The organism is Streptosporangium sp. NPDC000509 (genome assembly GCF_042898365.1).
Taxonomy (GTDB): Bacteria; Actinomycetota; Actinomycetes; order Streptosporangiales; family Streptosporangiaceae; genus Streptosporangium.
Genome location: NZ_JBIAYX010000002.1, coordinates 160,707 through 181,973 on the forward strand (window position 1 = coordinate 160,707; position 21,267 = coordinate 181,973).

Sequence of the window (21,267 nt, forward strand, 5' to 3'; positions counted from 1 at the left end):
GGAGCCGGACAGGACGGGGGCGGACGAGTCGGACAGGGCCGGGTCGGGCGAGTCGGACAGGGAGCGGAGGCGATCCAGGTCGACGGTGCGGCGGTTGCGGTAGAGCGCGAGGATGATCGCGAGACCGAGGCCGACCTCGGCGGCGGCGATCACGATGACGAAGAGGGTGAGGACCTGCCCGCTGTGCAGCCGGTCGCGCAACCACACGTCGAAGGCGACCAGGTTGAGGTTGACGGCGTTGAGCATGAGCTCGACGGACATCAGCACGAGGATCGTGTTGCGGCGGGCGAGCACCCCGTACACGCCGATGGAGAACAGCAGTGCCGAGACGACCGCGGGATAGACGACGTGCACGTCAGTCCCTCCCTCGGATGTCGGTGCGTGACAGGACGATGGCGCCGATCAGGGCCGCGAGCAGCAGGACGGAGAGCGCCTCGAAGGGAAGCACCCAGTTGCGGAAGATGCTGGAACCGAGCTCGGCGGCCGAGCCGCCACCGGGCTCAAGCTGGATGTACGCCATGCGGAAGCCGTCGACGACCACGGTGACCAGCACGGCCGCGGTGGCGATCGCCACGATCGCCGCGGCCGGACGGTTCGGGCTGTCGAGGTCGGCGCTCCTGCCGATCGGGGCGCGGGTGAGCATGATGCCGAACAGGAGAAGGACCACGATCGCGCCGACGTAAATCAGCACCTGGACCCAGGCGACGAACTCGGCGGTGAGAACCAGATAACACCCGGCCAGCGCGCCGAAGCAGACGACCAGCCATAGGGCCGCGTGGACGAGCTGCCTGGTGGTCACGACGAGCAGCGCCGACCCGACGGCCATCGCGCCCAGCAGAAGGAAGACGATCTCCTGCCCGGTCGGCGACAGGTAGGACGGCACCTCGGTCACTTCTCCTCCCCGGGCTCTCCACTCGGATCCGTGGGAGGAGTCTGCCCCGGCGCGGCCGTCGCCGGAGGCGCGTCGTCCCCGCCTGTGGATAACTTTTCGACGGACGACCCGCCTGTGGACGGATCGTTCTTCTTCGGCAAGGCCCCCGGCGGCCGGATCGCCCGGACGCTCGAAGCGGGTCTGGGAGAGGCGGCTCCGGAGGAGGAAGGCCCGGAGGAGGTGGGCCGGGGGCGAACCGGGCGGGAGGCGGCCGCGAGCTCCTTCGGCGGATCGGCGTTGGGCTCGTGCGCCGGGGGTGGCGGGACGGTCTGCGCCCAGGCCGCGAGTTTGTCCTTCTCATGGAGAAGGTTACGGATGTCGCCGTCGGCGTACTCGAACTCCGGCGACCAGAACAGCGCGTCGAAGGGGCAGACCTCGATGCAGATCCCGCAGTACATGCACAGGGAGAAGTCGATCGCGAAGCGGTCGAGCATGTTGCGGGCCCGGGGGCGGCCGCCCTCCGGGGCCGGGAGGGTCTCCTTGTGGGAGTCGATGTAGATGCACCAGTCGGGGCACTCGCGGGCACAGAGCATGCACACCGTGCAGTTCTCCTCGACCAGCGCGATCACCCCCCTGCTCCTCGGGGGCAGCTCCGGCCGGACTTCGGGGTACTGCTGGGTCACCGACCTGTTCAGCATGTGGCGAAGGGTGACGGAAAGCCCCTTCGCCAGTCCCACTCCTGGTATCCGTGCCACAACTCATCATCATGACGCACAGTGGGGCGCTCGGGAATGCGTGGGACCACGAGACCGTAATGACGGGGGAATCAGCGAGGGAACCGGGTTATCCACAGAAGTTATCCACAGACTGTGTGTTCGAGAACCGCCCTTCAATCGCCGACTCGCCACCGAAGCGTCTGCAGAGATCCGGAAAAAATCGTATTGTTCGCCCCATGTCCCACCAGTACGGGCCGGCCTGGCAGTCGCAACCACCGGCACGATCCAACACGGCGTGGAGCGTCGTGTGGACGCTGGTACCCGCGCTGACCTGCGGCGTCGGGACGCCTTTCATCATCGGCCACGCCGCGCGCAAGCTGCGGAGCCCGTTACTGGCCTTCGCCGCCGTCCTCTACGCCCTCGGCGTCGGCATCTTCATGACCGCCGCGGCCATCTACGGGAGTTCCGACGACATCCCGATCGCGCTGGACACCGTCGCGACGATCGGTCTCTTCGGCAGCTGGCTCGGTGGGCTGGGCCACGCGCTGATCCTCAGGGGGGCGGTCTTCGCGCAGAGGACCTCCCCCGCGTTCCATCCGGGGCCGTCGTCTCCCGGGTACGGCCACCTCCAGCGGCCGTCGTACCAGACGGGCCCCACCGAGGTCTCGATGCTGCACCCGCCCGCGCAACGGCCGCAGCCGCGACTTCCCGAGCCGCCGCAGCACCACGGCGGCTACCGGCCGCAGCCACAACCCCGTCATGACGACCGGCCGCAGCGGTACGCGCCGCCCCAGCCCGCCCAGGGGCACTTCGTCCACGGCCGGCCCACCCACACCTCACAGGACCACTTCGCGCAGGGCGGGCCCGCGCACACCCCCCGGGACCGCTTCGCGCAGGGCCAGTCCACCCACGCCTCCCAGAGCCCACACGTCCCCTTCGCTCAGGGGCAGCCCACCCACACCTCCCAGAACCCGAACACCCCCTTCGCCCAGGCCGGGGCCACCTACCCCGCGCAGAGCCGGAACACCCCCGCCCCCCAGGGCTGGCTGGGGCCGTACCGGCTCATCGGCCACCTGGGGAAGGGCGGCCAGGGAACGGTTCACCTCGCGCTGACCCCGCAGGGACAGAAAGTCGCGATCAAGGTGCTGCACGAGCACTTCACCGGCAACCAGGTGGTGAGGGAGCGGTTCCTGCGGGAGGTGGAGGCGACGCGCAGGGTGGCGACGTTCTCCACGGCGCGGGTGCTCGACGTGAACATCAACGAGGACCAGGCGTACGTCGTCAGCGAGTACGTGGAGGGCGACTCCCTGGAGCAGCTGGTCCGCGACAAGGGTCCGCGCGACGAGGACGGCCTGACCCGGCTCGCCCTCGCCACCGCGGGCGCGCTCGCCGCGATCCACCGGGCCGGCGTGGTGCACCGGGACTTCAAGCCGGCCAACGTGCTGATCGGCGCCGACGGCCCCCGCGTCATCGACTTCGGTATCGCCCGAGCCCTCGACCAGGTCACCTCGACGTCGGGCAACATCATGGGTACCCCCGCCTACATGTCGCCCGAGCAGCTCGCGGGCCGGACGATCGGTCCGGAGACCGACGTGTTCAGCTGGGCCGCGACCATGATCTTCGCCGCCTCGGGAAAGGCCGCCTTCGGGGAGGACACCATCCCCGCCATCCTGAACCGGGTGATCAACCATCATCCGGACCTGACGGCCCTGCCCCAGTCGCTGCGCCCGCTCGCCGCCGCCTGCCTGGACAAGGAGCCGGGCAACCGGCCCACGGCCTCCGACATCATGCTGCGGATCGTGCAGTAGGGGACCGCGACCACCGGGGCCCGCACCGAGCCGGGCACGGAGAACCGCGCCCGGAGGACCGCGCCCGGAGGACCGCCGGGAAGGCGGCGCCCAGGAGGACCGTCCCCGGAAGACCGGGCCGGGGCACCGACCGTCTCTCGGAGACCGTGCCGGGGCACCGGGAAGACCGTCTCTCGGGGACCGGGCCGGAGAGGTGGCCACCGGGAAGGCCGTCCCCGAGAGACCGTGCCGGGGAAACCCGGCCGAGCTCGGCTCTAGGGAACCGCGTCCTTCGCCCGCGCCGTCAGGTCCAGATACTCCTCGCGCGTCAGCCTGCGGATCGTGAGCTCCAGGTCGTTTCCCGTGGCGAAGCGCTCGACCTGCGTCTCGTCCCAGCGTCCCGGCAGGTGGAACAGATCCCCGCCCACCAGCAGGCCGGTCTCCCCTGTCTCCACCGAGTACAGCAGGAGCTCGGACGCCTCAAGCTCGCGGGTCCTGCGCGCGGTCTCCAGCAGCAGGCGGCCGTGAACGGCCACCAGGCGGCAGTGCGGCTGGCCCTCGCGCCTGAGCACGCGTCCCTGGGCGGTCTGGTTACGGGACCTGCGACGGCCGACCCCGACCACGACGACGGCCCCGACGACCGTCAGCGCGGCCAGTACGAGGGCGGCGACCCCGAGCGGCCCCATCCCCCGGGTGACGTCGGCCCGGGTCTCGGTCAGGTTGAGGAGCACGAGCGTCACGAAGACCGCACCGTAGGCGAGCACCGCCCACATGAGCACGTACAGCAGTTGCTCGCGCCACCACACCTTCGGCGAGCTCAGCGGCGGTCTGAGGCTTCTCACGCCGGGCACGCGCAGGCGTGGCAGGGGCGCGGGCGCCCGGCGCCAGGTCACCGCGCGCCATCTCGGCGACCGGCGGGCGAGCGCGACCCTGGCCTGCTGCGGGGTGTCGAACGTCCTGAGTTCGAACTCCAGCCCGTTGTCCGCGGCGAACGCCTCCACCGCCCTCCTCGACCGGGAGCCCGGGGCCTCCAGCATGACCAGGCCGGACTCGTCGAGTATCGCCAGGCCGTATCTCGTCCGGCCCCTGCCGGGATAGCCGAAGATCAACAGTGTGCTCGCCCGGCCCTCCCCGGTGAGCGGCAGCCGCACCGGCGGATGTTCCGGCACATCGACGACCAGTTCATCCTTTTCCACGGCGAGCGCGAGGGTCATGCATTCCGTCCTTGGCAGGTGGTGTCACAGAGTGTAACTCCCTGCCCTGTGAGGAGACTTCGAACGTCAGATCATCCAGTAAAACGCCCCGGACGGTACGGAAAAAGCTCGACGGAACAGGACGAAAAGGGTCATCTGATGGCGATAGTAACGATTCCCGTCAGCGCGAGCTGGACGAGCGCCAGCGGCACCAGGACGACCCAGGCGAGCTTCTGCAGCTGGTCCTCACGGAGTCGGGGATAGCTCACCCGGAGCCAGATGATCACGAAGACCAGCAGGAAGACCTTGAGGAGCATCCACACCGGCCCCGGCAGGAAGGGGCCGTGCCAGCCGCCGAGGAAGAGCACGCTGGTGAGCGCGGACACCACGATGATCCCGGCGTACTCGGACAGCATGAAGAGGGCGAACCTCATGCCGGTGTACTCGGTCATCGGGCCCATGATGAGCTCGGAGTCGGCGATCGGCATGTCGAACGGCGGGCGGCGCAGCTCGGCGAGCCCGGCGACGAAGAAGACGACGCCGCCGATCGCCTGCCAGGGCAGCCACCACCACTGCCAGGCCTCCACGATGCCCGGCAGGGAGAGCGTGCCCGCCGCCATCGCGACGCTGGAGGCCGCGAGGACCAGCGGCAGCTCGTACGCCATGAGCTGCGCGGCCGAGCGCATCCCGCCCAGGGCGGAGTACTTGTTGCCCGAGGACCATCCCGCCATGATCGAACCGAGCACGCCGACCCCCATGACGGCGAGGACGAAGAACAGCCCGGCGTCCAGGTCGACCCCGACCAGCCCGGGTCCGATCGGGATGACGACCATCGCGAGGAGATAGGGGACCAGTGCCACGCCGGGGGCGAGGGTGAAGACCCGGCGGTCGGCCGCGACCGGGATCACCTGCTCCTTCTGCATGAACTTGACCCCGTCGGCGATCAGCTGGGCCCAGCCGTGGAAGCCCCCGGCGTACATGGGACCGAGGCGCGCCTGCATGTGCGCCATCACCTTGTGCTCCATCTGCCCGGCGACCAACGGCAGCACCAGGAAGACCGCGACGATCACGACGAGCCGTACCACGACATCGAGCACCTCGGCGATCACGGGCACCTCCGGTCCCTCGGGGAGACTCCCCGGCCACCACGGATCACGCGGGTCGCGCGGGCGCGAGACGGCCGGGCGGGCCCGTCGCACGACAACGGATCGGCCGACCCTCCGCGCGGCATGCGCGGTATCCCGGGAGCGCGAGACGGCCGGGCAGGGCCGTCGCATGACAACAGCCTGGCCGATCCGTCGCGCGGCACGCGCGGTGTCTCGCGGGCGCGAGACGACTTGCGGAGTGTCTCAGTCGTCACGCTCGCGCCCCCAGTCGGCGGGCACCCCCGGCGGGAGCGTCTTGCGACGGCTCGGCGAGCCGTGGCCGGACTCTCCCGGCTCCTTGGCACCCGGCCACGCCTTGGCGACCCGGGCGGCCAGTACGAAGTCCTTGCGCAGCGGGAAGCCCTCGAAGCCCTCGGGAAGCAGCAGCGGCACCAGGTTCGGGTGGCCCTCGAACACGACGCCGAACATCTCGAAGGTCTCGCGCTCGTGCCAGTCGGCTCCGCGGAAGACGCCGACCGCGCTGGGCAGCCGGGGGTCGGCGCGCGGCACCCGGGTGCGCAGCAGCAGGTGGGCGCGCGAGACGGGGGCGAAGAGGTGGGCGACGACCGCGAAGGCATCCGGCGGCTCGTCCACCGCGGTGAGCCAGTCGAAGAACTCGTAGCCCTCAGCCCTCGCGGACCCCAGCAGGCCGAGCCAGCCGTCGGGGTCCACGTCGACGGTGATCTGGCCGAAGGACTCCGACACCCGGGCGCCCTCGCCGTACGCGAAACCGAGCGCGAAACCGGACGCGGAACCGGGCGCGGGTTTGGGAGCGGGCCCGGAGCCGGGTGAGGAGCCGGGCGCGGAAGCGGGCTCGGAGCCGGGGGTGGAGGGGTTCGGGGACTCGGGGTGGTCAGGCATAGCGATCACTCAGGTTCTCCGCGGCGATCTTCTCCTGGAGCATCATGATGCCGTGGAGCAGCGCCTCGGGCCGGGGAGGGCAGCCGGGGACGTAGACGTCGACCGGGATGATCTGGTCGACGCCCTTGGTCACGCAGTAGGAGTCCCAGTACGGGCCGCCGGAGTTGGAACAGGCTCCGAAGGAGATCACGTACTTGGGGTCGGGCATCTGCTCGTAGAGCCGCTTGACCGCGGGGGCCATCTTGTCGGTCACCGTGCCCGAGACGATCATCAGGTCCGCCTGCCGGGGACCGTTCGCGAACGGGATGACCCCGAACCTGATGAAGTCGTGCCTGCTCATCGAGGTCGCGATGAACTCGATCGCGCAGCAGGCGAGACCGAAGTTGAACGCCCACAGTGAGTAACGGCGCCCCCAGTTGAGAATGAAGCGCATGGGCTTGGGGGCCAGACGCGAGACTGGCCCCACGGTGGGCATCGGGAGATCCGCCATGGCACGCATTCTCCTTCAGAGTCGGTGCTCGCGCTCGCCCGGTCTCACGGGCCCTCAGGTCCAGGTGAGCACGCGCTTGCGCCAGGCGTAAAGGATGCCGAGCGCGATGAAGCCGAGGAAGACGAACATCTCGGCCAGGGTGGTCATCCCGAAGCCGGGCTTGGCGAAGATCGTCGCCCAGGGGAACAGGAAGACCGCGTCCACCGCGAAGACCACGTACAGGTAGGTGAACACGTAGTAGCGGATCTGGGACTGCGCCCACCCGTCGCCGACCGGATCGACGCCGCACTCGTAGGTGAGCAGTTTCTCCGGGGTGGGGCGGTTGGGCCGGAGTCCTCGGTTGACGAGCAAGGCCCCGGCGACGATCAGCAGACCGATCGCGAACAGAGCGAGGACAACCACATATGAGCCGAAATATCCGCTCATGGCCTCTCCTCCTCGGGATCGCCGCACGAATCCTCGAAACCGCCGCGCGACCACTCGGAACCGCTACAGAGCGGTCCAAGACCGACCGTACGAACCCGGTCGGGGACCCACCGCCGCACGGAGGTTCTTCGCTTACCTATAGCAGTATTCACCCTCCCCGTCACGCGGCGGAACCACCGGCCGCGCGACGGCTAAAGCCTCTGTCCACTTCACATCAAGCAACAGCAAAACACTCCATTAGGCCCTATAACGTCGCTTCATGCCTAAAGTGCGATTCATCGGAGGAATCGCTTGGATGGCCGCGATGCTGGCCGGTTGCGGCGTGGCCACCGCCTCTCCCCCTGCGAAGTCCCCCGTCCCCTCAGAGCCGACACTGATCAATTACGTGGACCCCTCCATGGTCCAGGGCATGAGCACGAGAAGCCTGACCCCGGAAGCGAGCAAGGGCCGGCGCGTGCACGCCACCTACCCCGCCATCTCCCATGCCCCCCTCCTCACCGAGAAGCTCCGCGAGACGGTGGCCGAGAGCCTCGACCGGTTCACCCGGCGCAAGGTCTCCCGGGGTGCCCTGCCCAGGCCCGAGTTCAACGTGGACTGGCAGCTCGCCGCCGCGTCCCCCGAGGTCCTGGGGGTACGGCTGCGCATCGGCCAGTCCATGGGCTCCGGCTGGCGGGAGTCCAGGACCACCGTCTGGTACGACCGGATGAGCAGGCGCGCCCTGGACTCCCCCGACCTGCTCAAGAACGGCACGGCACTGGCCACGCTGACCGGGCTCGTCAGGAAGGAGCTGGCGCTGCGGGGTCCGCTGGTGAATCCCAGCGCGCTCAAGCCGATCCCCGAGATGTTCGACTCCATCGGTTTCAACCCGCGCGGCGATCTCGTCGTGGAGTTCGACGACGAGCAGGTGAGCCTCGGCGTGACCGGCCGGGTCGCGGTCGCCGTACCGTCCGCGACCGCGGCGCCGCTGCTGTCGGCGACCGGGCTGCGGGCGCGGGACGCGGCCGTGGGGACCGCGACCCTCACCTCACAGGAGGACCTGCTCGCGGCACGCGGGGACAGGCCCGCCGCGCACAGTTCCAAGGCGGGCGGGGTGGACTGCGCGCGGGTCAGGTGCGTGGCGCTGACCTACGAGGACGGGCCTGGCCCCGAGACCGGGCGGCTGCTCAACGTCCTCGGCGCCCACGGGGCGCGGGCGACCTTCTTCGCCCTCGGTTCCAACGCCTCCGCGCGTCCCGAGCTGCTCAGGCGGATGCGCGACGAGGGCCATCTGGTGGCCAACCACAGCTGGTCCCACCGCGACCTCACCGCGCTGCCCCCCGCGCTGCTCGCCGACCAGCTCACCCGCGCGCAGTACGTGATCACCCAGGCGATCGGCCAGGTCCCCACGCTGATGCGCCCGCCGTACAACACGGCCGACGCGCGGGTGACCTCCACCGCGCGCCGGCTGGGCATGTCGGTGGTGCGCTGGAGCGTGGACGCCGAGGACCTGCGCGACCCCGACCCCCGGGCGATCGCCCGTCGGACCGTCGACCGGATCAAGCCGGGATCGATCGTCCTCATGCACGACGTTCACGACGCGACCGTGGACGCGACCCCCGAGATCCTGCGCGAGATCGCCGCCAAGGGTTATACCTTTGTCACCGTTCCGGAACTGTATGACCCACACGCGATGGAACCGGGCCGGACCTACGACTCCGGGACCGTGTCGGACGTGCTGAAAAATCAATCCATGCCATAACCTGTGGCTATGGGGCCATAGCCGGAGGCGATGAGAGCGTCTCCGCGACGGGACATATAGTTGGGCATCGTGATCCCAACTGTCCTCTTCGGCCGCCTGCACGTTGACCTGTGTCGGCTCGCGGCCGGGCTGTGTCAGGCCGGCCGTCCGTGATCGCGACCTCTCCGTAGACCGTACGACGCAAACCGTACGACGGCCGCGACACCGACGTCCGTGCCCAGGCTTCGACTCAGATTCGACTCAGCGGCACTAAGGATATGGGACAAAGGTCACTTTCCTCCGCCGAGTGGAACGCGAAAAGACTACGCGTGACCCCGAGGATCTAGCATGGAAAAAAGAATGTGCCACGAGCAACGGCGCCCTGTCGCGTCGAGGAGGACTGAGCTGTGACCAAGCAGGTTCAGCAACTCGACCGCGTGATCATCCGGTTCGCGGGCGACTCCGGCGACGGCATGCAGCTGACCGGTGACCGCTTCACCGCCGGGACCGCGGAGTTCGGCAACGACCTGTCGACACTGCCCAACTTCCCCGCCGAGATCCGCGCCCCCGCAGGCACCCTGCCGGGTGTGTCGAGCTTCCAGCTCCACTTCGCCGACCACGACATCCTCACGCCGGGTGACGCCCCCAACGTCCTGGTCGCGATGAACCCCGCCGCGCTGAAGGCCAACCTCTCCGACCTGCCGCGCGGCGCCGACATCATCGCCAACACCGACGAGTTCACCAAGCGCAACCTGCAGAAGGTCGGCTACGCGGTCAGTCCCCTGGAGGACGACTCGCTCTCCGAGTGGCGGGTCCACTCGGTGCCGCTCACCTCGCTCACGGTCAAGGCGCTCGAAGGTTTCGCGCTGTCCAAGAAGGACGCCGAGCGGTCGAAGAACATGTTCGCCCTCGGGCTCCTGAGCTGGCTCTACCACCGGCCCACCGAGGCGACGATCCAGTTCCTGGAGACCAAGTTCGCCAAGAAGCCCGACATCGCCAAGGCGAACATCGCCGCCTTCCAGGCGGGCTGGAACTACGGCGAGACCACCGAGTCCTTCTCGGTTTCGTACGAGGTCAAGCCGGCCAAGCTCGCCCCCGGCGTATACCGCAACATCTCCGGCAACCAGGCGCTCGCCTACGGTCTGATCGCCGGTTCGGTGCAGTCGAGGCTGCCGTTGTTCCTCGGCTCGTACCCGATCACCCCGGCCAGTGACATCCTGCACGAGCTGTCCAAGCACAAGCGGTTCGGCATCCGCACCTTCCAGGCCGAGGACGAGATCGCGGGCGTCGGCGCGGCGCTCGGCGCCGCCTTCGGCGGGGCGCTCGGCGTCACGACGACCTCGGGGCCGGGTGTGGCGCTGAAGGCCGAGACCGTCGGCCTCGCGGTGACCACCGAGCTGCCGCTCATCGTGGTCGACGTGCAGCGCGCGGGTCCCAGCACCGGCATGCCCACCAAGACCGAGCAGACCGACCTGCTGATGGCGATGTACGGCCGCAACGGCGAGTCGCCGCTGCCGATCGTGGCGCCCTCGACCCCCTCCGACTGCTTCGACGCGGCGGTGGAGGCGGTGCGGATCGCGGTGAAGTACCGCACCCCGGTCATGCTGCTCTCCGACGGCTACCTCGCCAACGGCTCCGAGCCGTGGAAGCTGCCCGACGCCGCCGACCTTCCCGACATCTCCACCGAGTTCGCCACGGGGCCGAACGCCGAGGACGGCGTCACCTTCCTGCCGTTCAAGCGCGACGCCGAGACCCTCGCCCGCCCCTGGGCGATCCCCGGCACCGCGGGCCTTGAGCACCGGATCGGCGGCATCGAGAAGGCCGAGAACACCGGCAACATCTCCTACGACCCCGACAACCACGACCGGATGGTCCGGGTCCGCCAGGCCAAGATCGACGGGATCGCGAACGACATCCCGCCGCTCACCGTGGACGACCCCGAAGGCGACGCGCGCGTGCTGGTGCTCGGCTGGGGATCGACGTACGGGCCGATCGCCGCGGCCGTGCGGCGCATCAGGAGGGGTGGGGGCAAGGTCGCCCAGGCCCACCTGCGGCACCTCAACCCGCTGCCCGCCAACACCGGCGAGGTCCTGCGCGCGTACGACAAGGTCCTCCTTCCGGAGATCAACCTCGGCCAGCTCGCGCTGCTGCTCCGCGCCCGCTTCCTGGTCGACATCATCAGCTACAACCGAGTGCGCGGGCTTCCGTTCAAGGCAGAGGAACTCGCCGGCGTGATCCAGGACGTGATCGACAGTGAGTAGTGCTGAGTTGCCCGAGATCTCCACCCCTTCGAGGGGCGGTGCGCTCTCGCTCGTCCCGAAGTCCGAGGTGAAACTCGGCATGAAGGACTTCAAGACCGACCAGGAGGTCCGCTGGTGCCCCGGATGCGGTGACTACGCCATCCTCGCCGCGGTCCAGTCGTTCGTGCCCGAGCTCGGGCTCAAGCGCGAGAACATGGTGTTCGTCTCGGGCATCGGGTGCTCCTCCCGGTTCCCCTACTACATGGACACCTACGGGTTCCACTCGATCCACGGCCGCGCCCCGGCGATCGCGACCGGTCTGGCCGCCTCGCGTCCCGACCTGTCGGTGTGGGTGATCACCGGTGACGGCGACGCGCTGTCCATCGGCGGCAACCACCTCATCCACGCGCTGCGCCGCAACGTCAACCTGAACATCCTGCTGTTCAACAACAGGATCTACGGTCTGACCAAGGGCCAGTACTCCCCGACCTCCGAGATCGGCAAGATCACGAAGTCGACCCCGATGGGTTCGCTGGACAAGCCGTTCAACCCGATCTCGCTCGCCATCGGCGCCGAGGCCTCCTTCGTCGCCAGGACGATCGACTCCGACCGCAAGCACCTCCAGTCGGTGCTGCGCGAGGCCGCCGAGCACCGGGGCACCTCGCTCGTCGAGATCTACCAGAACTGCAACATCTTCAACGACAACGCCTTCGAGCAGCTGAAGGACCCGGAGCAGCGCGACGACATCACGCTGCGCCTGGAGCACGGGCAGCCCATCGCCTCGGCCTCCAAGGCGGTGCGCAGGGCGGCCGACGGCGGCATCGAGGTCGTCCCGAGGTCGTCGGTGAGCGAGGAGGAGATCCTCGTGCACGACGTCCACCGCGCCGACCCCTCGCTCGCCTTCGCGCTCTCCCGGCTGGACGAGCCCGCCTTCGAGCACGTCCCGATCGGCGTCTTCCGCAACGTCGACCGCCCCTCCTACGACGAGCTCATGGCCGAGCAGCTCCAGGAGGCCGTCGGCGAGCGGGGTCCGGGTGACCTGAACGACCTGCTGCTCGGCGGGGACACCTGGCGCATCAGCTGATCCGAAACGAACACACGGCATCACCCGGTAAGGCCCGCTCTTCGGAGCGGGCCTTACCGCTTACCTGCTACAAATCCCCCGAACCAGGAGAAAGCGCATGGCCGACCCGGTAGCGGAAGAGTACTGGCGGGCGAGGCCCGTACTGGTGACGGGTGCCGCCGGCTTCATCGGGGCACATCTGGTGCGACGCCTGTGCGCGCTCGGCGCGCGGGTGCACGCGGTCGGCCGCCGCCTGCGGGAGAGCGCGTACGGCGAGACGTGGCACGTCGCGGACGTCGCCGACGCGGGCGAGGTCGAGTGGCTCGTCGAATCGACCCGCCCCGCCGTCGTGTTCCACCTCGCCAGCGAGGTCGCCGGGGCGAGGGATCCGAAGCTCGTGCTGCCGATGCTGCACAGCAACCTCACCGGCGTGGTCAACCTGCTGACGGCGGTCGCCGCCGTCCCCGAGACCAGGGTGGTGCTCGCGGGCTCGCTGGAGGAGCTCCGGCCGGAGGAGGGCGACAAGGCACCGTCCTCGCCGTACGCGGTGTCCAAGTGGGCCGCCGACGGCTACGCGCGGATGTTCCACCACCTGTGGGGCGTCCAGGTCAGCAACCTGCGGATCGGCATGGTCTACGGCCCCGGCCGCCAGGACACCCACAAGCTGGTCCCCTACGTGGCACTCGCGCTGCTGCGCGGGCGAGAGCCCGAGCTCGGCAGCGGGACGCGCCACCTCGACTGGGTGTACGTCGACGACGTGGTCGACGCCTTCCTCGCCGCGGGCGAGACCCCGGAGGCGGCGGGCCGCGCCTTCGACATCGGCACCGGGACGGGCACCTCCATCCGCGACACCGTCGAACTCCTCTCCGAGATCGTCGGCGGCCGGACCCGGCCCCGCTACGGCGTGCTCGCCGACAGGGCGCTGGACAGCGCCAGGATCGCCGACCCCGCCCCCGCCGCCGAGATTCTCGGCTGGCGCCCCGCCGTCGGCCTGGAGGAGGGGCTGCGCAGGACCGTCGACTGGTTCGCCCGCGAAGGCCGCTGAGCGCACCGCCCCCGACCGCCCGCCCCAACCACACCGCCCCAGACCGCACCACCCGCCCAGACCGTCCCACACCTTCCGACCCCGACTCCACAACCGGCCAGCCGGCCGGCCACCACACGGGGGCAACGGATGGTCTCCACCACGGCATGGTCATTCGCCGCGTCTCAGGTCACCAGGCCCCTGCGGTAGGCGTAGACCACCGCCTGCACGCGGTCACGCAGGTCGAGTTTGGTGAGGATGCGCGACACGTAGGTCTTCACGGTCTCCTGGCTGATCACCAACGTCGCGGCGATCTCGCTGTTGGACAGGCCCTCGGCGATGTGGCGCAACACCTCCAGCTCGCGCGGGGTCAGCGCGATGTCGCCCGGCGCGCCTTCCGCGGGACGAATCCGCGCCGCGTACCTGCCGACGAGCTGCCGCGTCACCTCGGGTGCCAGCAGCGCGGCACCCGCCGCGACGGTACGGATGCCGTGCAGCAACTGCGCCGGTGGGGCGTCCTTGAGCAGGAACCCGCTCGCCCCCGCGCGCAGCGCCTCGTACACGTACTCGTCCAGGTTGAACGTCGTCACCACGAGGACCTTGACGGGGTGCGCCACTCCGGCACCGGCCAGCAGGCGGGTCGCCTCGATGCCGTCGAGCACCGGCATGCGGACGTCCATCACCACGACGTCCGGGTTCAGCCGGCGGGCGAGGTCGACCGCGGCGCGACCGTCCCCGCACTCGCCCACCACCTCGAGGTCGGCCTGCGCGTCGAGGATCGTCGCGAACCCGGTGCGGATCAGCGCCTGGTCGTCGCAGACCAGGACCCGAATCGGCGCGTTCACGACGGGCTCCCCACCGGGATGCGTGCCCGCACGACGAAACCGCCGTCCGCCCGCCGTTCGGCGCCGAACTCGCCGCCCAGGGCGTCGACCCGCTCGCGGAGCCCGGCGAGGCCCCGCCCGCTCCCGCCGGGCGAGCCGGTCCGCGAACCGGATCCGTCGGTGCCGACCTGCACGGTGATCTCCTTCTCGCCGAAGCGCACATCGACCACGGTACGGCTGCCGTGGGCGTATTTGAGGGCGTTCGTCAGGGACTCCTGCACGACCCTATAGGCGACGAACTCGGCACTGCCGGCCGATCGCGCCGGTCTTCCCTCCTCGGTGAACTCCACCGGCTGCCCGGCCAGGCGGGTCTGCTCCACCAACGTGTGAAGCTCGCCGATGGACGGTATCCGCCTGACGGCCTCGCCGTGGTCGGGGTTGAGCAGATCGAGCAGGTGCCGCAGATCGGCGATGGCCCGCCGGCCGGTGTCGGTGACGGCGCTCAGGGTCGCGTCGAGGCGATCGGGGGCGGCGGTCAGGTAGCGTGCCGCCTCGGCCTGCACGACCATCGCCGTCACGTGGTGGGTGACGACGTCGTGGAGTTCGCGGGCGATGCGGGTGCGTTCGGCCATGCGGGTGGTCTCGGCGACGTGGCGGCGGCGTTCGGCCTCGGCGGCCCAGGTGGAGCGCAGCCAGGCCCCGATGCCCCACGCGAGGACCAGCGCCAGGTAGAACGTCACGTACCCCTCCGGCCCCTCGGTCGAGCCGAGCCGGTCGAGCGCGAACACGAGTGACAGGTACGCCGCGGAGAGCAGGATCGCGGTGACACGCCGGTGACGTTCCAGATAGGCGCCCGCGCTCACGAGCGCGACGGGCAGGGCGACGCCCGCCACCAGGTGGTACGCGCGGAGCTGGTCGAGGGCGAAGCCGAGCGACACCAGGACGAGACAGACGGCCGGCCACCGTCGGCGTACGGCGAGCGGGAGGCACTCCAGGGCGATCACCGCGACGGCCGTCGCGTCGAAGGGGCGGCCCGGCAGGTCGCCGAGTTGCGTCCCGTTGTCGTGAAGCGCCGGCAGGAGTGACGCGACGATCAACGACAGCGCGAACGGAAGGTCCCGGACCGTGACGTCGAGTCGCCGCCACAGATCCGGGAGCCGTCGCAGATCGATCACCGGGAGAGCGTAGCGGTCTCGCCGGACCGCGCACCGCGCCGGCGTGGGACCAGGTTGCCGCGCCGACGGGCCAGCCACATGAAGGCGATCGTCAGCAGCACCCCGAACAGGACCGCGTACGGGCTCGCCTCCGGCCCGAACTCACCACCGGTGAGCAGGGCCGGGCCCGACGTCACACCGTTCAGCAGCCCTTGCGACGCGCCGTTGCCCGAGACCTCGGTGCCGAAGATGCCGGCCGCCGCGAAATTCCAGCCGAAGTGCAGGCCGATCGGCACCCACAGGGTGCGGGTGGCGACGTAGGCGGCGGCGAGCATGCCCCCTGCCTCGACCGCGATGGCGATCGCGCCCCACAGACTGGCGTGCTCGTTGAACAGGTGCACCAGGCCGAACAGCACGCTGGTCAGCGCCAGCGCGATCCACGTGCCTGCGCGTTCCTCGATGATCCGGAACAGGATGCCACGAAAGATCAGCTCCTCTGTCACGGCGGCGGCCGCCATGAAGCCGAACAGCGCGACCGCGCCCGTCACCGAGCCCGCACCGTCGATTCGGTAGCCGCCCAGCAGGGCGATGTTCGCGATGACCGCCGCGAACATCCCGACACCGATCAGCACGCCCCGCCCCGTAGCGGCGACGGCGCCTGCGGTGGCCACCTCGACCGGCGCCCTGCGCTCGGACCAGCGCACCACCCAGGCGTAGGCGACCACCGCGAGAACGGCTGTCGCGACCCCGAGAACCAGGGTGAGAAACGCGTTCCCCCGCACCGCTTCCACGCCCGCGCTGCCGACGAAGGCGACCGCCGCGACGACCAGAAGCTGCTTCAACAGCCGCATAACGACTCCCTCACGAGACACCGCGGCCGGAGCGCCGCGGTCACGTCGAGAACGCTATGGATTCGGCGCCCTGGAATCGTCACCGCGCGGTGGACACTCGCGGGTAGCTCGCACGGGGGACGAACACACCCCGCGCGCAGGGTTGAGCGGGGTGACGCTCAGCCCGTCCCGCACCACCCGGTCGGCGACGTTCTCCCCGACCGGGCCGGCCACGAGGACGACGTCGCAGGTGTTGCCGTCCGTGTCAGTTTCCCTTCGCGGCGCGCCCGAGACGGAAGGCCGAGATGAGGAAGAAGATGCCGCCGGGGATGGCGTAGCCGGCCGCGTTGGTCAGCGTCGGGTTGTCCGCGGAGGCGCCGAGGATGAACGACGCGCCGGCGAGTACGGAGATACCGCCACTGATGATCATCGGCCACTGGCCGCCCATCCCACGGCGGGTGACACCCACGATCAGCTGGACCAGCCCGGCCACGACCGCCCAGGCACCCCACACGCGCAGCACCGCCGGGATACCGGACGCGCAGGCGACGGCCACGCCGATGGCGGTGATCAGGCTGACCGCGATGTTCACGTACGGCAGGGCGGGTGATCCGGTGCTGCGCGTCGCGCGGGCGTCGACGACGGCGGCGGCCACGTCGAACAGCGGGTAGAGCACGAGCAGGGTGACCGCGACCGGGCCCAGTGCCGAGGCGGTCGTGAACATCGCGAGGGCCCAGGCGATGGCGAACACGAACCGGACGAAGTACAGCCGCCGCAGTGCGGACGCGGTCCCTGAGATGCCGGGCGAAGCAGCGATCGTGCTCACGATGATCCTTTCGGGGGACGGATGACGAGGAGAGCGGTTCGGCGCGTCCCGTGGCCGACCTTCTCGATCAGGTTGACGACCGAGCCGGCGTGGGACCCGAGGAACGACCCCCAACAAGACAGAACGTTCTACCTTTACTGAGCATGGCCCCCTGCGTCATGAACTGTCAAGACCGAACGTTCTACCTACTAAGATGGCGGCATGCGCAGCCAATCCGAAGGCCGGCCGTCCGAAGCACGATCCCGGCTGCTCGACACGGCCACCCGGCTCTTCTACGCGGAGGGCATCCACTCCGTCGGCATCGATCGCATCGTCGCGGAGGCACAGGTGACGCGAGCCACCCTCTACCGGCACTTCCCCGGCAAGGAAGACCTTGTCCTCTCCTACCTGAACGTGGTCGACCGGGCCATGCGAAGCCAGGCGGACGAGGCCCTCGCCGCCGGGCTCCCGGCCGCCGACACCGTCCAAGCCCTCGGCGAATCGATCGCCCGGGGCATCCGGTCTCCCGGCTTCCGGGGATGCGCCTTCCTCAACGCCGCCGCCGAGTATCCCGACCCCGAGTCCCCGGTGCACAAGGCCGTGCTCGCCCACCGCCAATGGTTCCTGGAAACCGTCACGGAGCTGCTGGCCAAGGTCCGGGAGACAGACGCCGACCCCGCCGCCCGTCACTTCGTGATGATGCGCGACGGTGCCATGGCCGCCGGCTGCCTGTTCGACCCGGCACTGGTCTGCGAGACCTTCCTGCGCGGGGTCGAGAGGCTCGTGCAGGTTCATGCCACCACCGACGACGCCGGACCGGTGGGCTCCGAGGACGCCGCCAACCCACCTACACGTTGACCGGCTCCATCACTGATCCCATTCCGCCTCTCCGCTGCCGGCGGCACGGACGGAAAAGCCCTTGACCGTGACCGAGAGCCCTCCGTATCACGAGATCGGGGGTCGGAGGTGGCTCGCCGGACGGGTCACCGCCTCAGCGTGCCTGCCGGTGCACCATCTCGGTGATCCAGACGGGCGCGAACGGGGACGTGCAGCCCGGGGAGGTCGGATAGTCCTTGAGCACCTCCAGGCGCTCACCGATGCCGATCGCGCGGGCGCGGTGCTCGGCGTGCTCGATCCCGATCTGGGCCAGGCAGTGGTTCATCGCCCACTGCAGGCGATCCGGAGCGCCTTTCATCTCCGCCTCGATGACGTCGAGCAGTCCTACGAGGTCGAGGACCTCGGGCTTCTTCGCCACGCGTTCGACGGTGAGCGCCCACCCCGCACTCGCGACCACCGGATCCGGATCGGCCAGCCAGGCGAGCCGCAGCTCTTCGGAGTGCGGGCTCTTCTTCACCACGTAGTTCACGAGCCAGTCGTGCACCTTCGGTGCGCGCGCCTCGCGCACCATCGCGTCCAGCTCGTCGCGTCCGAACGCCTTCGGGCGGCAGATCAGGAGCGCGAGCAGTCTCGCCGCGGTGTCATCGGTCTCCCAGAGCCGGTACGCGAGCTCCTGCTGCGTTTTCAGCCGCTTCGCGATCGCGCGCAGCCTGCCGAGGTTCACACCGTGATCGTCACCGTGTTTCTCGTTCACCTCGCGCATCCTCGGGTCCTCAAGCTCGGCCAGCTCGGCCATCACGTCGGCCACCGTCGTCTCGGCCACCTCGGGCTCCCTCCGTCACGGGCGAGGGTCAGCCTACGACGGCCCCCTGTCATTTTCGTACGTTCCGGCTCGGCGGCGGCCACCGGCGAGGAGGGCGGTTTCCCCGTCCGGCGACCGCGTGCTCAGTCGGCGCGGGTCCCGGAGGCGAGGAAGAACGGGATGGCGACGAACAGCCGGTCGTCGCGTGCCCGCGCGGCCTGGTCGTCGAGCCAGGCGCCTTCGCCCAGGGTGGCGAGCACCGGCAGGCCCTCGGTGCCCGTCCACACGATCGTGTGGACCTCGACGGTGACGTCGACGAACCCGTTCTCCAGCAGGAGGTTCCTGTGTCGGCGGGCGACCCGAGGGCTCGGCACGACGTCCGCGCGAGCGTGGACGAGCGTGCGGATGAGGTCGGGATCGTCGGAGTCGATCACGAGGGTGTCCCAGTCCTGGCCGATGAGCACCGCGCGACCGTTCCTCGCCAGGACCCTGCGGGCCTCGGCGACGGCTCGCTCGGGCTCGGCGAGGGTGTGCAGGACCTTGTCGGCGCGGTAGCCGGTGACCGAGCCGTCGTCGAGAGGCAGCGCGGTGGCGTCGGCGAGACGGAACTCGCCCGCGGGCCGACGCTCGGCGGCTATCTTGATCATGGCGGGGTCCAGGTCGACGCCGATCGCCCTCACCCCACGGGCGGCCAGCTCGCCGACAGCGCGCCCGCTCCCGCAGCCGACGTCGACAACGATCTCGCCCAGCGCCTGGTACGTTCGTTCCCGCAGGTCGCGGGCCTGAGGCAGGTCGTCATAGGCGTCAAGAACACTAAGTAACGTGGACATGGGCGTCATTGTGCGACTTAATGTCGGCATGAAGTCAATTGGCGAGGTGGCGGCTCAGTTCGGGTTACCGGCACACGTGCTGCGCCACTGGGAGGCGGAAGGGCTGATGACACCGGCCCGCGCGGGCGACCGCCGCCGCTACACCGACGCGGACCTGCACCGGGTGGCGGCGATCCTGATCTCGAAGGAGGCGGGCTTCGGACTCGCGGACATCCGGACCATGCTGACCGCCCGGTCCGCACCGGCTCGCCACGAGGTGATGGCCCATCACCGCGAGAGGTTGCTGACCCGGATCGCCCGAGCACAGGTCGCGCTCGACATGCTGGAGGGCGGCCTGGAATGCCCGCACGACGACCTCATGACGTGCCCGCACTTCCAGAGTCTTCTGACCGACCGGCTGCCGCCGTCTCCCGCGACGGACACGGATCGGACGCGGCCGGACACGCGTGCCCCCTGAAGGCCCGCTCGGCTTTCCCTGCCGCGACGGACGCCTCACAGGTCGAGGGCGAAGTCCGGGTGCATCGTCTCCTTGTAGTGGTCGGCGAAGATCTTCGCGGTGAGTTCACCGCGGGTCGACACCTCGACCTTCTCGAATATCCGCTTGAGATAGCCGCGAACGGTATGGGTGGACAGACAGAGCCTCACCGCGATCTCCGAAGTGGTCAGGCCCGCGGCGATCAGGTGGATGACCTGCTGTTCCCGTCGCCCCAGCTGGTAGGCCCTCACGATCAGGGGCGCCATCTCGGCGGCGTTGGCCGACTCGATCACCAGAGCCGTCCGGCCACCCTCGTTACCGGCCTCCCGCAACACGAAACCGTGGATCACCACCCACCGCCCACCGACCTGTAGCCGGGCCCGAGCGGCGCCCGTGTCGCGCCCGGCGGCGATGGCGCGGGCCTTGTTCACCACCGAGCGCAGTTCGGCGGGTATGGGGGTGGCGCCGGGGTCGTCATGGCTCAACCGGGTGAACGGCAGCCGCTGCAACCATGCCTCCGCGGGCTCGTTGAGCGATTCGAGGGCCCCGGTCCGGTCGAACATGAGCAGCCCGGGACCGTGGGGCACACCGATCACCGGGTTCGGCCGCAACAGCGCCGAGCGCCGGAAGACCTCACCGATCGGAGCGGAGAGGCTCGCGACCAGATGCTCCTCCCCGAGGTCGAACGGCCGCGCGTCGGCGGCTCGCCACAGGCACATGTAGCCCCAGACATCGCCTCCGGCCCGGAACACACACCGCAGTTCGTCGCCGAGCCCTTGCACGATGTTCACGGTGCGGTAGCGGGAGCTCCGCGCCGGACGCCCGCCCGTGACGCGATACAGGGACGCGGCCGGCGTCGGCAGACCGGCCAGCGTGTGAAAGTGGTTGACGTCCTCGACGAAGAACTCGTTCTCCCAGTAGAGGTCGCAGTATTCACCGGACCCCAGGTTCTCCAGTCGCGAGGGCGAGGTGGCGAGCATCGTCACCGGATCGGCCCCCGTCCAGAACGAGGCGTCGAAAGGAACGATCTCGCGCAGCAGGCGCGAGAGGCCACCCAGGAACTCGCCGTCGGCGATGCCCGTCCGCGTCAGCCGCAGGATCCGCTCGAACGTGTGCCGGGCCGGTGCACGACGCAGCGCTGACTCCATTTCTTGACAATGAACGACCACATGTCGTC

22 protein-coding genes and 1 pseudogene are annotated in these 21,267 nt (G+C 69.7%); 8 read left to right on the forward strand and 15 right to left on the reverse strand.

The window, feature by feature from the left end; all coding sequences use genetic code 11:
• Window positions 1–57: 57 nt before the first annotated feature.
• From nuoK to ACFY3D_RS04175, 3 genes and pseudogenes are all read right to left on the reverse strand, one after another.
• Window positions 58–354 (reverse strand): annotated as a pseudogene (gene nuoK, locus ACFY3D_RS04165) (NADH-quinone oxidoreductase subunit NuoK); the annotation flags it as partial.
• 1 nt (window position 355) lies between these two features.
• A complete protein-coding gene (locus ACFY3D_RS04170) occupies window positions 356–892 on the reverse strand; it encodes an NADH-quinone oxidoreductase subunit J (protein ID WP_362924014.1) in 537 nt (178 codons plus the stop codon).
• Window positions 889–1,569 carry a NuoI/complex I 23 kDa subunit family protein gene (locus tag ACFY3D_RS04175; protein WP_389974683.1) on the reverse strand — a complete coding sequence of 227 codons (681 nt, stop codon included), beginning with the start codon at window positions 1,567–1,569 and terminating at the stop codon, window positions 889–891. The genes ACFY3D_RS04170 and ACFY3D_RS04175 overlap by 4 nt, the downstream gene beginning before the upstream one ends.
• Before the next feature lie 254 nt (window positions 1,570–1,823).
• On the opposite strand from ACFY3D_RS04175, the gene ACFY3D_RS04180 reads away from it, so the two are divergent.
• A complete protein-coding gene (locus ACFY3D_RS04180) occupies window positions 1,824–3,395 on the forward strand; it encodes a protein kinase (protein WP_389974686.1) in 1,572 nt (523 codons plus the stop codon).
• Window positions 3,396–3,649: 254 nt separating this feature from the next.
• Here the strand turns inward: ACFY3D_RS04180 and ACFY3D_RS04185 are convergent, their stop codons facing one another.
• The 5 genes from ACFY3D_RS04185 to ACFY3D_RS04205 form a co-directional block, all read right to left on the reverse strand.
• Window positions 3,650–4,588 (reverse strand): hypothetical protein, encoded by a 939-nt coding sequence (locus ACFY3D_RS04185; protein ID WP_389974689.1) that lies wholly within the window; start codon window positions 4,586–4,588, stop codon window positions 3,650–3,652.
• A 131-nt stretch (window positions 4,589–4,719) separates the two neighbouring features.
• Window positions 4,720–5,673 (reverse strand): NADH-quinone oxidoreductase subunit NuoH, encoded by a 954-nt coding sequence (gene nuoH, locus ACFY3D_RS04190; protein WP_389975622.1) that lies wholly within the window; start codon window positions 5,671–5,673, stop codon window positions 4,720–4,722.
• A gap of 243 nt (window positions 5,674–5,916) precedes the next feature.
• Entirely contained in the window at window positions 5,917–6,582 is a 666-nt protein-coding gene (locus tag ACFY3D_RS04195; RefSeq protein ID WP_389974692.1) for an NADH-quinone oxidoreductase subunit C, read from the reverse strand.
• Window positions 6,566–7,048 (reverse strand): NADH-quinone oxidoreductase subunit B, encoded by a 483-nt coding sequence (locus ACFY3D_RS04200; protein WP_386200574.1) that lies wholly within the window; start codon window positions 7,046–7,048, stop codon window positions 6,566–6,568. Before ACFY3D_RS04200 ends, ACFY3D_RS04195 begins: the two co-directional genes overlap by 17 nt.
• Before the next feature lie 69 nt (window positions 7,049–7,117).
• Window positions 7,118–7,489, reverse strand: coding sequence for an NADH-quinone oxidoreductase subunit A (locus ACFY3D_RS04205; RefSeq protein ID WP_350942810.1), 372 nt, complete (start codon window positions 7,487–7,489; stop codon window positions 7,118–7,120).
• Window positions 7,490–7,784: 295 nt separating this feature from the next.
• Here ACFY3D_RS04205 and ACFY3D_RS04210 point away from each other — a divergent pair, with 295 nt between their 5' ends.
• The 5 genes from ACFY3D_RS04210 to ACFY3D_RS04230 all read left to right on the forward strand — a co-directional run bounded on the left by ACFY3D_RS04210 (window position 7,785) and on the right by ACFY3D_RS04230 (window position 13,554).
• Window positions 7,785–9,227, forward strand: a complete 1,443-nt coding sequence (locus ACFY3D_RS04210) for a polysaccharide deacetylase family protein (RefSeq protein ID WP_389974696.1) — start codon at window positions 7,785–7,787, stop codon at window positions 9,225–9,227.
• A gap of 69 nt (window positions 9,228–9,296) precedes the next feature.
• Window positions 9,297–9,380, forward strand: a complete 84-nt coding sequence (locus ACFY3D_RS04215) for a putative leader peptide (RefSeq protein ID WP_350943552.1) — start codon at window positions 9,297–9,299, stop codon at window positions 9,378–9,380.
• A gap of 233 nt (window positions 9,381–9,613) precedes the next feature.
• Window positions 9,614–11,467, forward strand: a complete 1,854-nt coding sequence (locus ACFY3D_RS04220; RefSeq protein WP_350942808.1) for a 2-oxoacid:acceptor oxidoreductase subunit alpha — start codon at window positions 9,614–9,616, stop codon at window positions 11,465–11,467.
• Window positions 11,460–12,530 (forward strand): 2-oxoacid:ferredoxin oxidoreductase subunit beta, encoded by a 1,071-nt coding sequence (locus ACFY3D_RS04225; RefSeq protein WP_362896730.1) that lies wholly within the window; start codon window positions 11,460–11,462, stop codon window positions 12,528–12,530. The genes ACFY3D_RS04220 and ACFY3D_RS04225 overlap by 8 nt, the downstream gene beginning before the upstream one ends.
• Before the next feature lie 97 nt (window positions 12,531–12,627).
• On the forward strand, window positions 12,628–13,554 hold the full coding sequence (locus tag ACFY3D_RS04230) for an NAD-dependent epimerase/dehydratase family protein (RefSeq protein ID WP_389974700.1): 927 nt from the start codon (window positions 12,628–12,630) through the stop codon (window positions 13,552–13,554).
• A 164-nt stretch (window positions 13,555–13,718) separates the two neighbouring features.
• Here the strand turns inward: ACFY3D_RS04230 and ACFY3D_RS04235 are convergent, their stop codons facing one another.
• The 4 genes from ACFY3D_RS04235 to ACFY3D_RS04250 form a co-directional block, all read right to left on the reverse strand.
• A complete protein-coding gene (locus ACFY3D_RS04235) occupies window positions 13,719–14,378 on the reverse strand; it encodes a response regulator (RefSeq protein WP_389974703.1) in 660 nt (219 codons plus the stop codon).
• Complete coding sequence (locus ACFY3D_RS04240) at window positions 14,375–15,532, reverse strand: sensor histidine kinase (protein ID WP_389974706.1); 1,158 nt, start codon at window positions 15,530–15,532, stop codon at window positions 14,375–14,377. The genes ACFY3D_RS04235 and ACFY3D_RS04240 overlap by 4 nt, the downstream gene beginning before the upstream one ends.
• Window positions 15,529–16,362, reverse strand: a complete 834-nt coding sequence (locus ACFY3D_RS04245) for a CPBP family intramembrane glutamic endopeptidase (protein WP_389974709.1) — start codon at window positions 16,360–16,362, stop codon at window positions 15,529–15,531. Before ACFY3D_RS04245 ends, ACFY3D_RS04240 begins: the two co-directional genes overlap by 4 nt.
• Window positions 16,363–16,606: 244 nt before the next feature.
• The gene (locus tag ACFY3D_RS04250) at window positions 16,607–17,167 is read right to left on the reverse strand and encodes a hypothetical protein (RefSeq protein ID WP_389974712.1); all 561 of its coding nucleotides are present in this window, start codon (window positions 17,165–17,167) and stop codon (window positions 16,607–16,609) included.
• 201 nt (window positions 17,168–17,368) lie between these two features.
• On the opposite strand from ACFY3D_RS04250, the gene ACFY3D_RS04255 reads away from it, so the two are divergent.
• Entirely contained in the window at window positions 17,369–18,004 is a 636-nt protein-coding gene (locus ACFY3D_RS04255) for a TetR/AcrR family transcriptional regulator (RefSeq protein WP_362896737.1), read from the forward strand.
• 133 nt (window positions 18,005–18,137) lie between these two features.
• Here ACFY3D_RS04255 and ACFY3D_RS04260 read toward each other — a convergent pair whose 3' ends face one another.
• Window positions 18,138–18,779: a DNA alkylation repair protein gene (locus ACFY3D_RS04260; protein ID WP_389975625.1), complete on the reverse strand. Its 642-nt coding sequence runs from the start codon at window positions 18,777–18,779 to the stop codon at window positions 18,138–18,140.
• 149 nt (window positions 18,780–18,928) lie between these two features.
• Window positions 18,929–19,615, reverse strand: coding sequence for a methyltransferase domain-containing protein (locus tag ACFY3D_RS04265; protein ID WP_389974715.1), 687 nt, complete (start codon window positions 19,613–19,615; stop codon window positions 18,929–18,931).
• A gap of 28 nt (window positions 19,616–19,643) precedes the next feature.
• Here ACFY3D_RS04265 and ACFY3D_RS04270 point away from each other — a divergent pair, with 28 nt between their 5' ends.
• Window positions 19,644–20,072, forward strand: a complete 429-nt coding sequence (locus ACFY3D_RS04270; protein WP_389974717.1) for a MerR family transcriptional regulator — start codon at window positions 19,644–19,646, stop codon at window positions 20,070–20,072.
• 35 nt (window positions 20,073–20,107) lie between these two features.
• Here the strand turns inward: ACFY3D_RS04270 and ACFY3D_RS04275 are convergent, their stop codons facing one another.
• On the reverse strand, window positions 20,108–21,238 hold the full coding sequence (locus ACFY3D_RS04275; protein WP_389974719.1) for a response regulator transcription factor: 1,131 nt from the start codon (window positions 21,236–21,238) through the stop codon (window positions 20,108–20,110).
• Window positions 21,239–21,267: the final 29 nt, after the last annotated feature.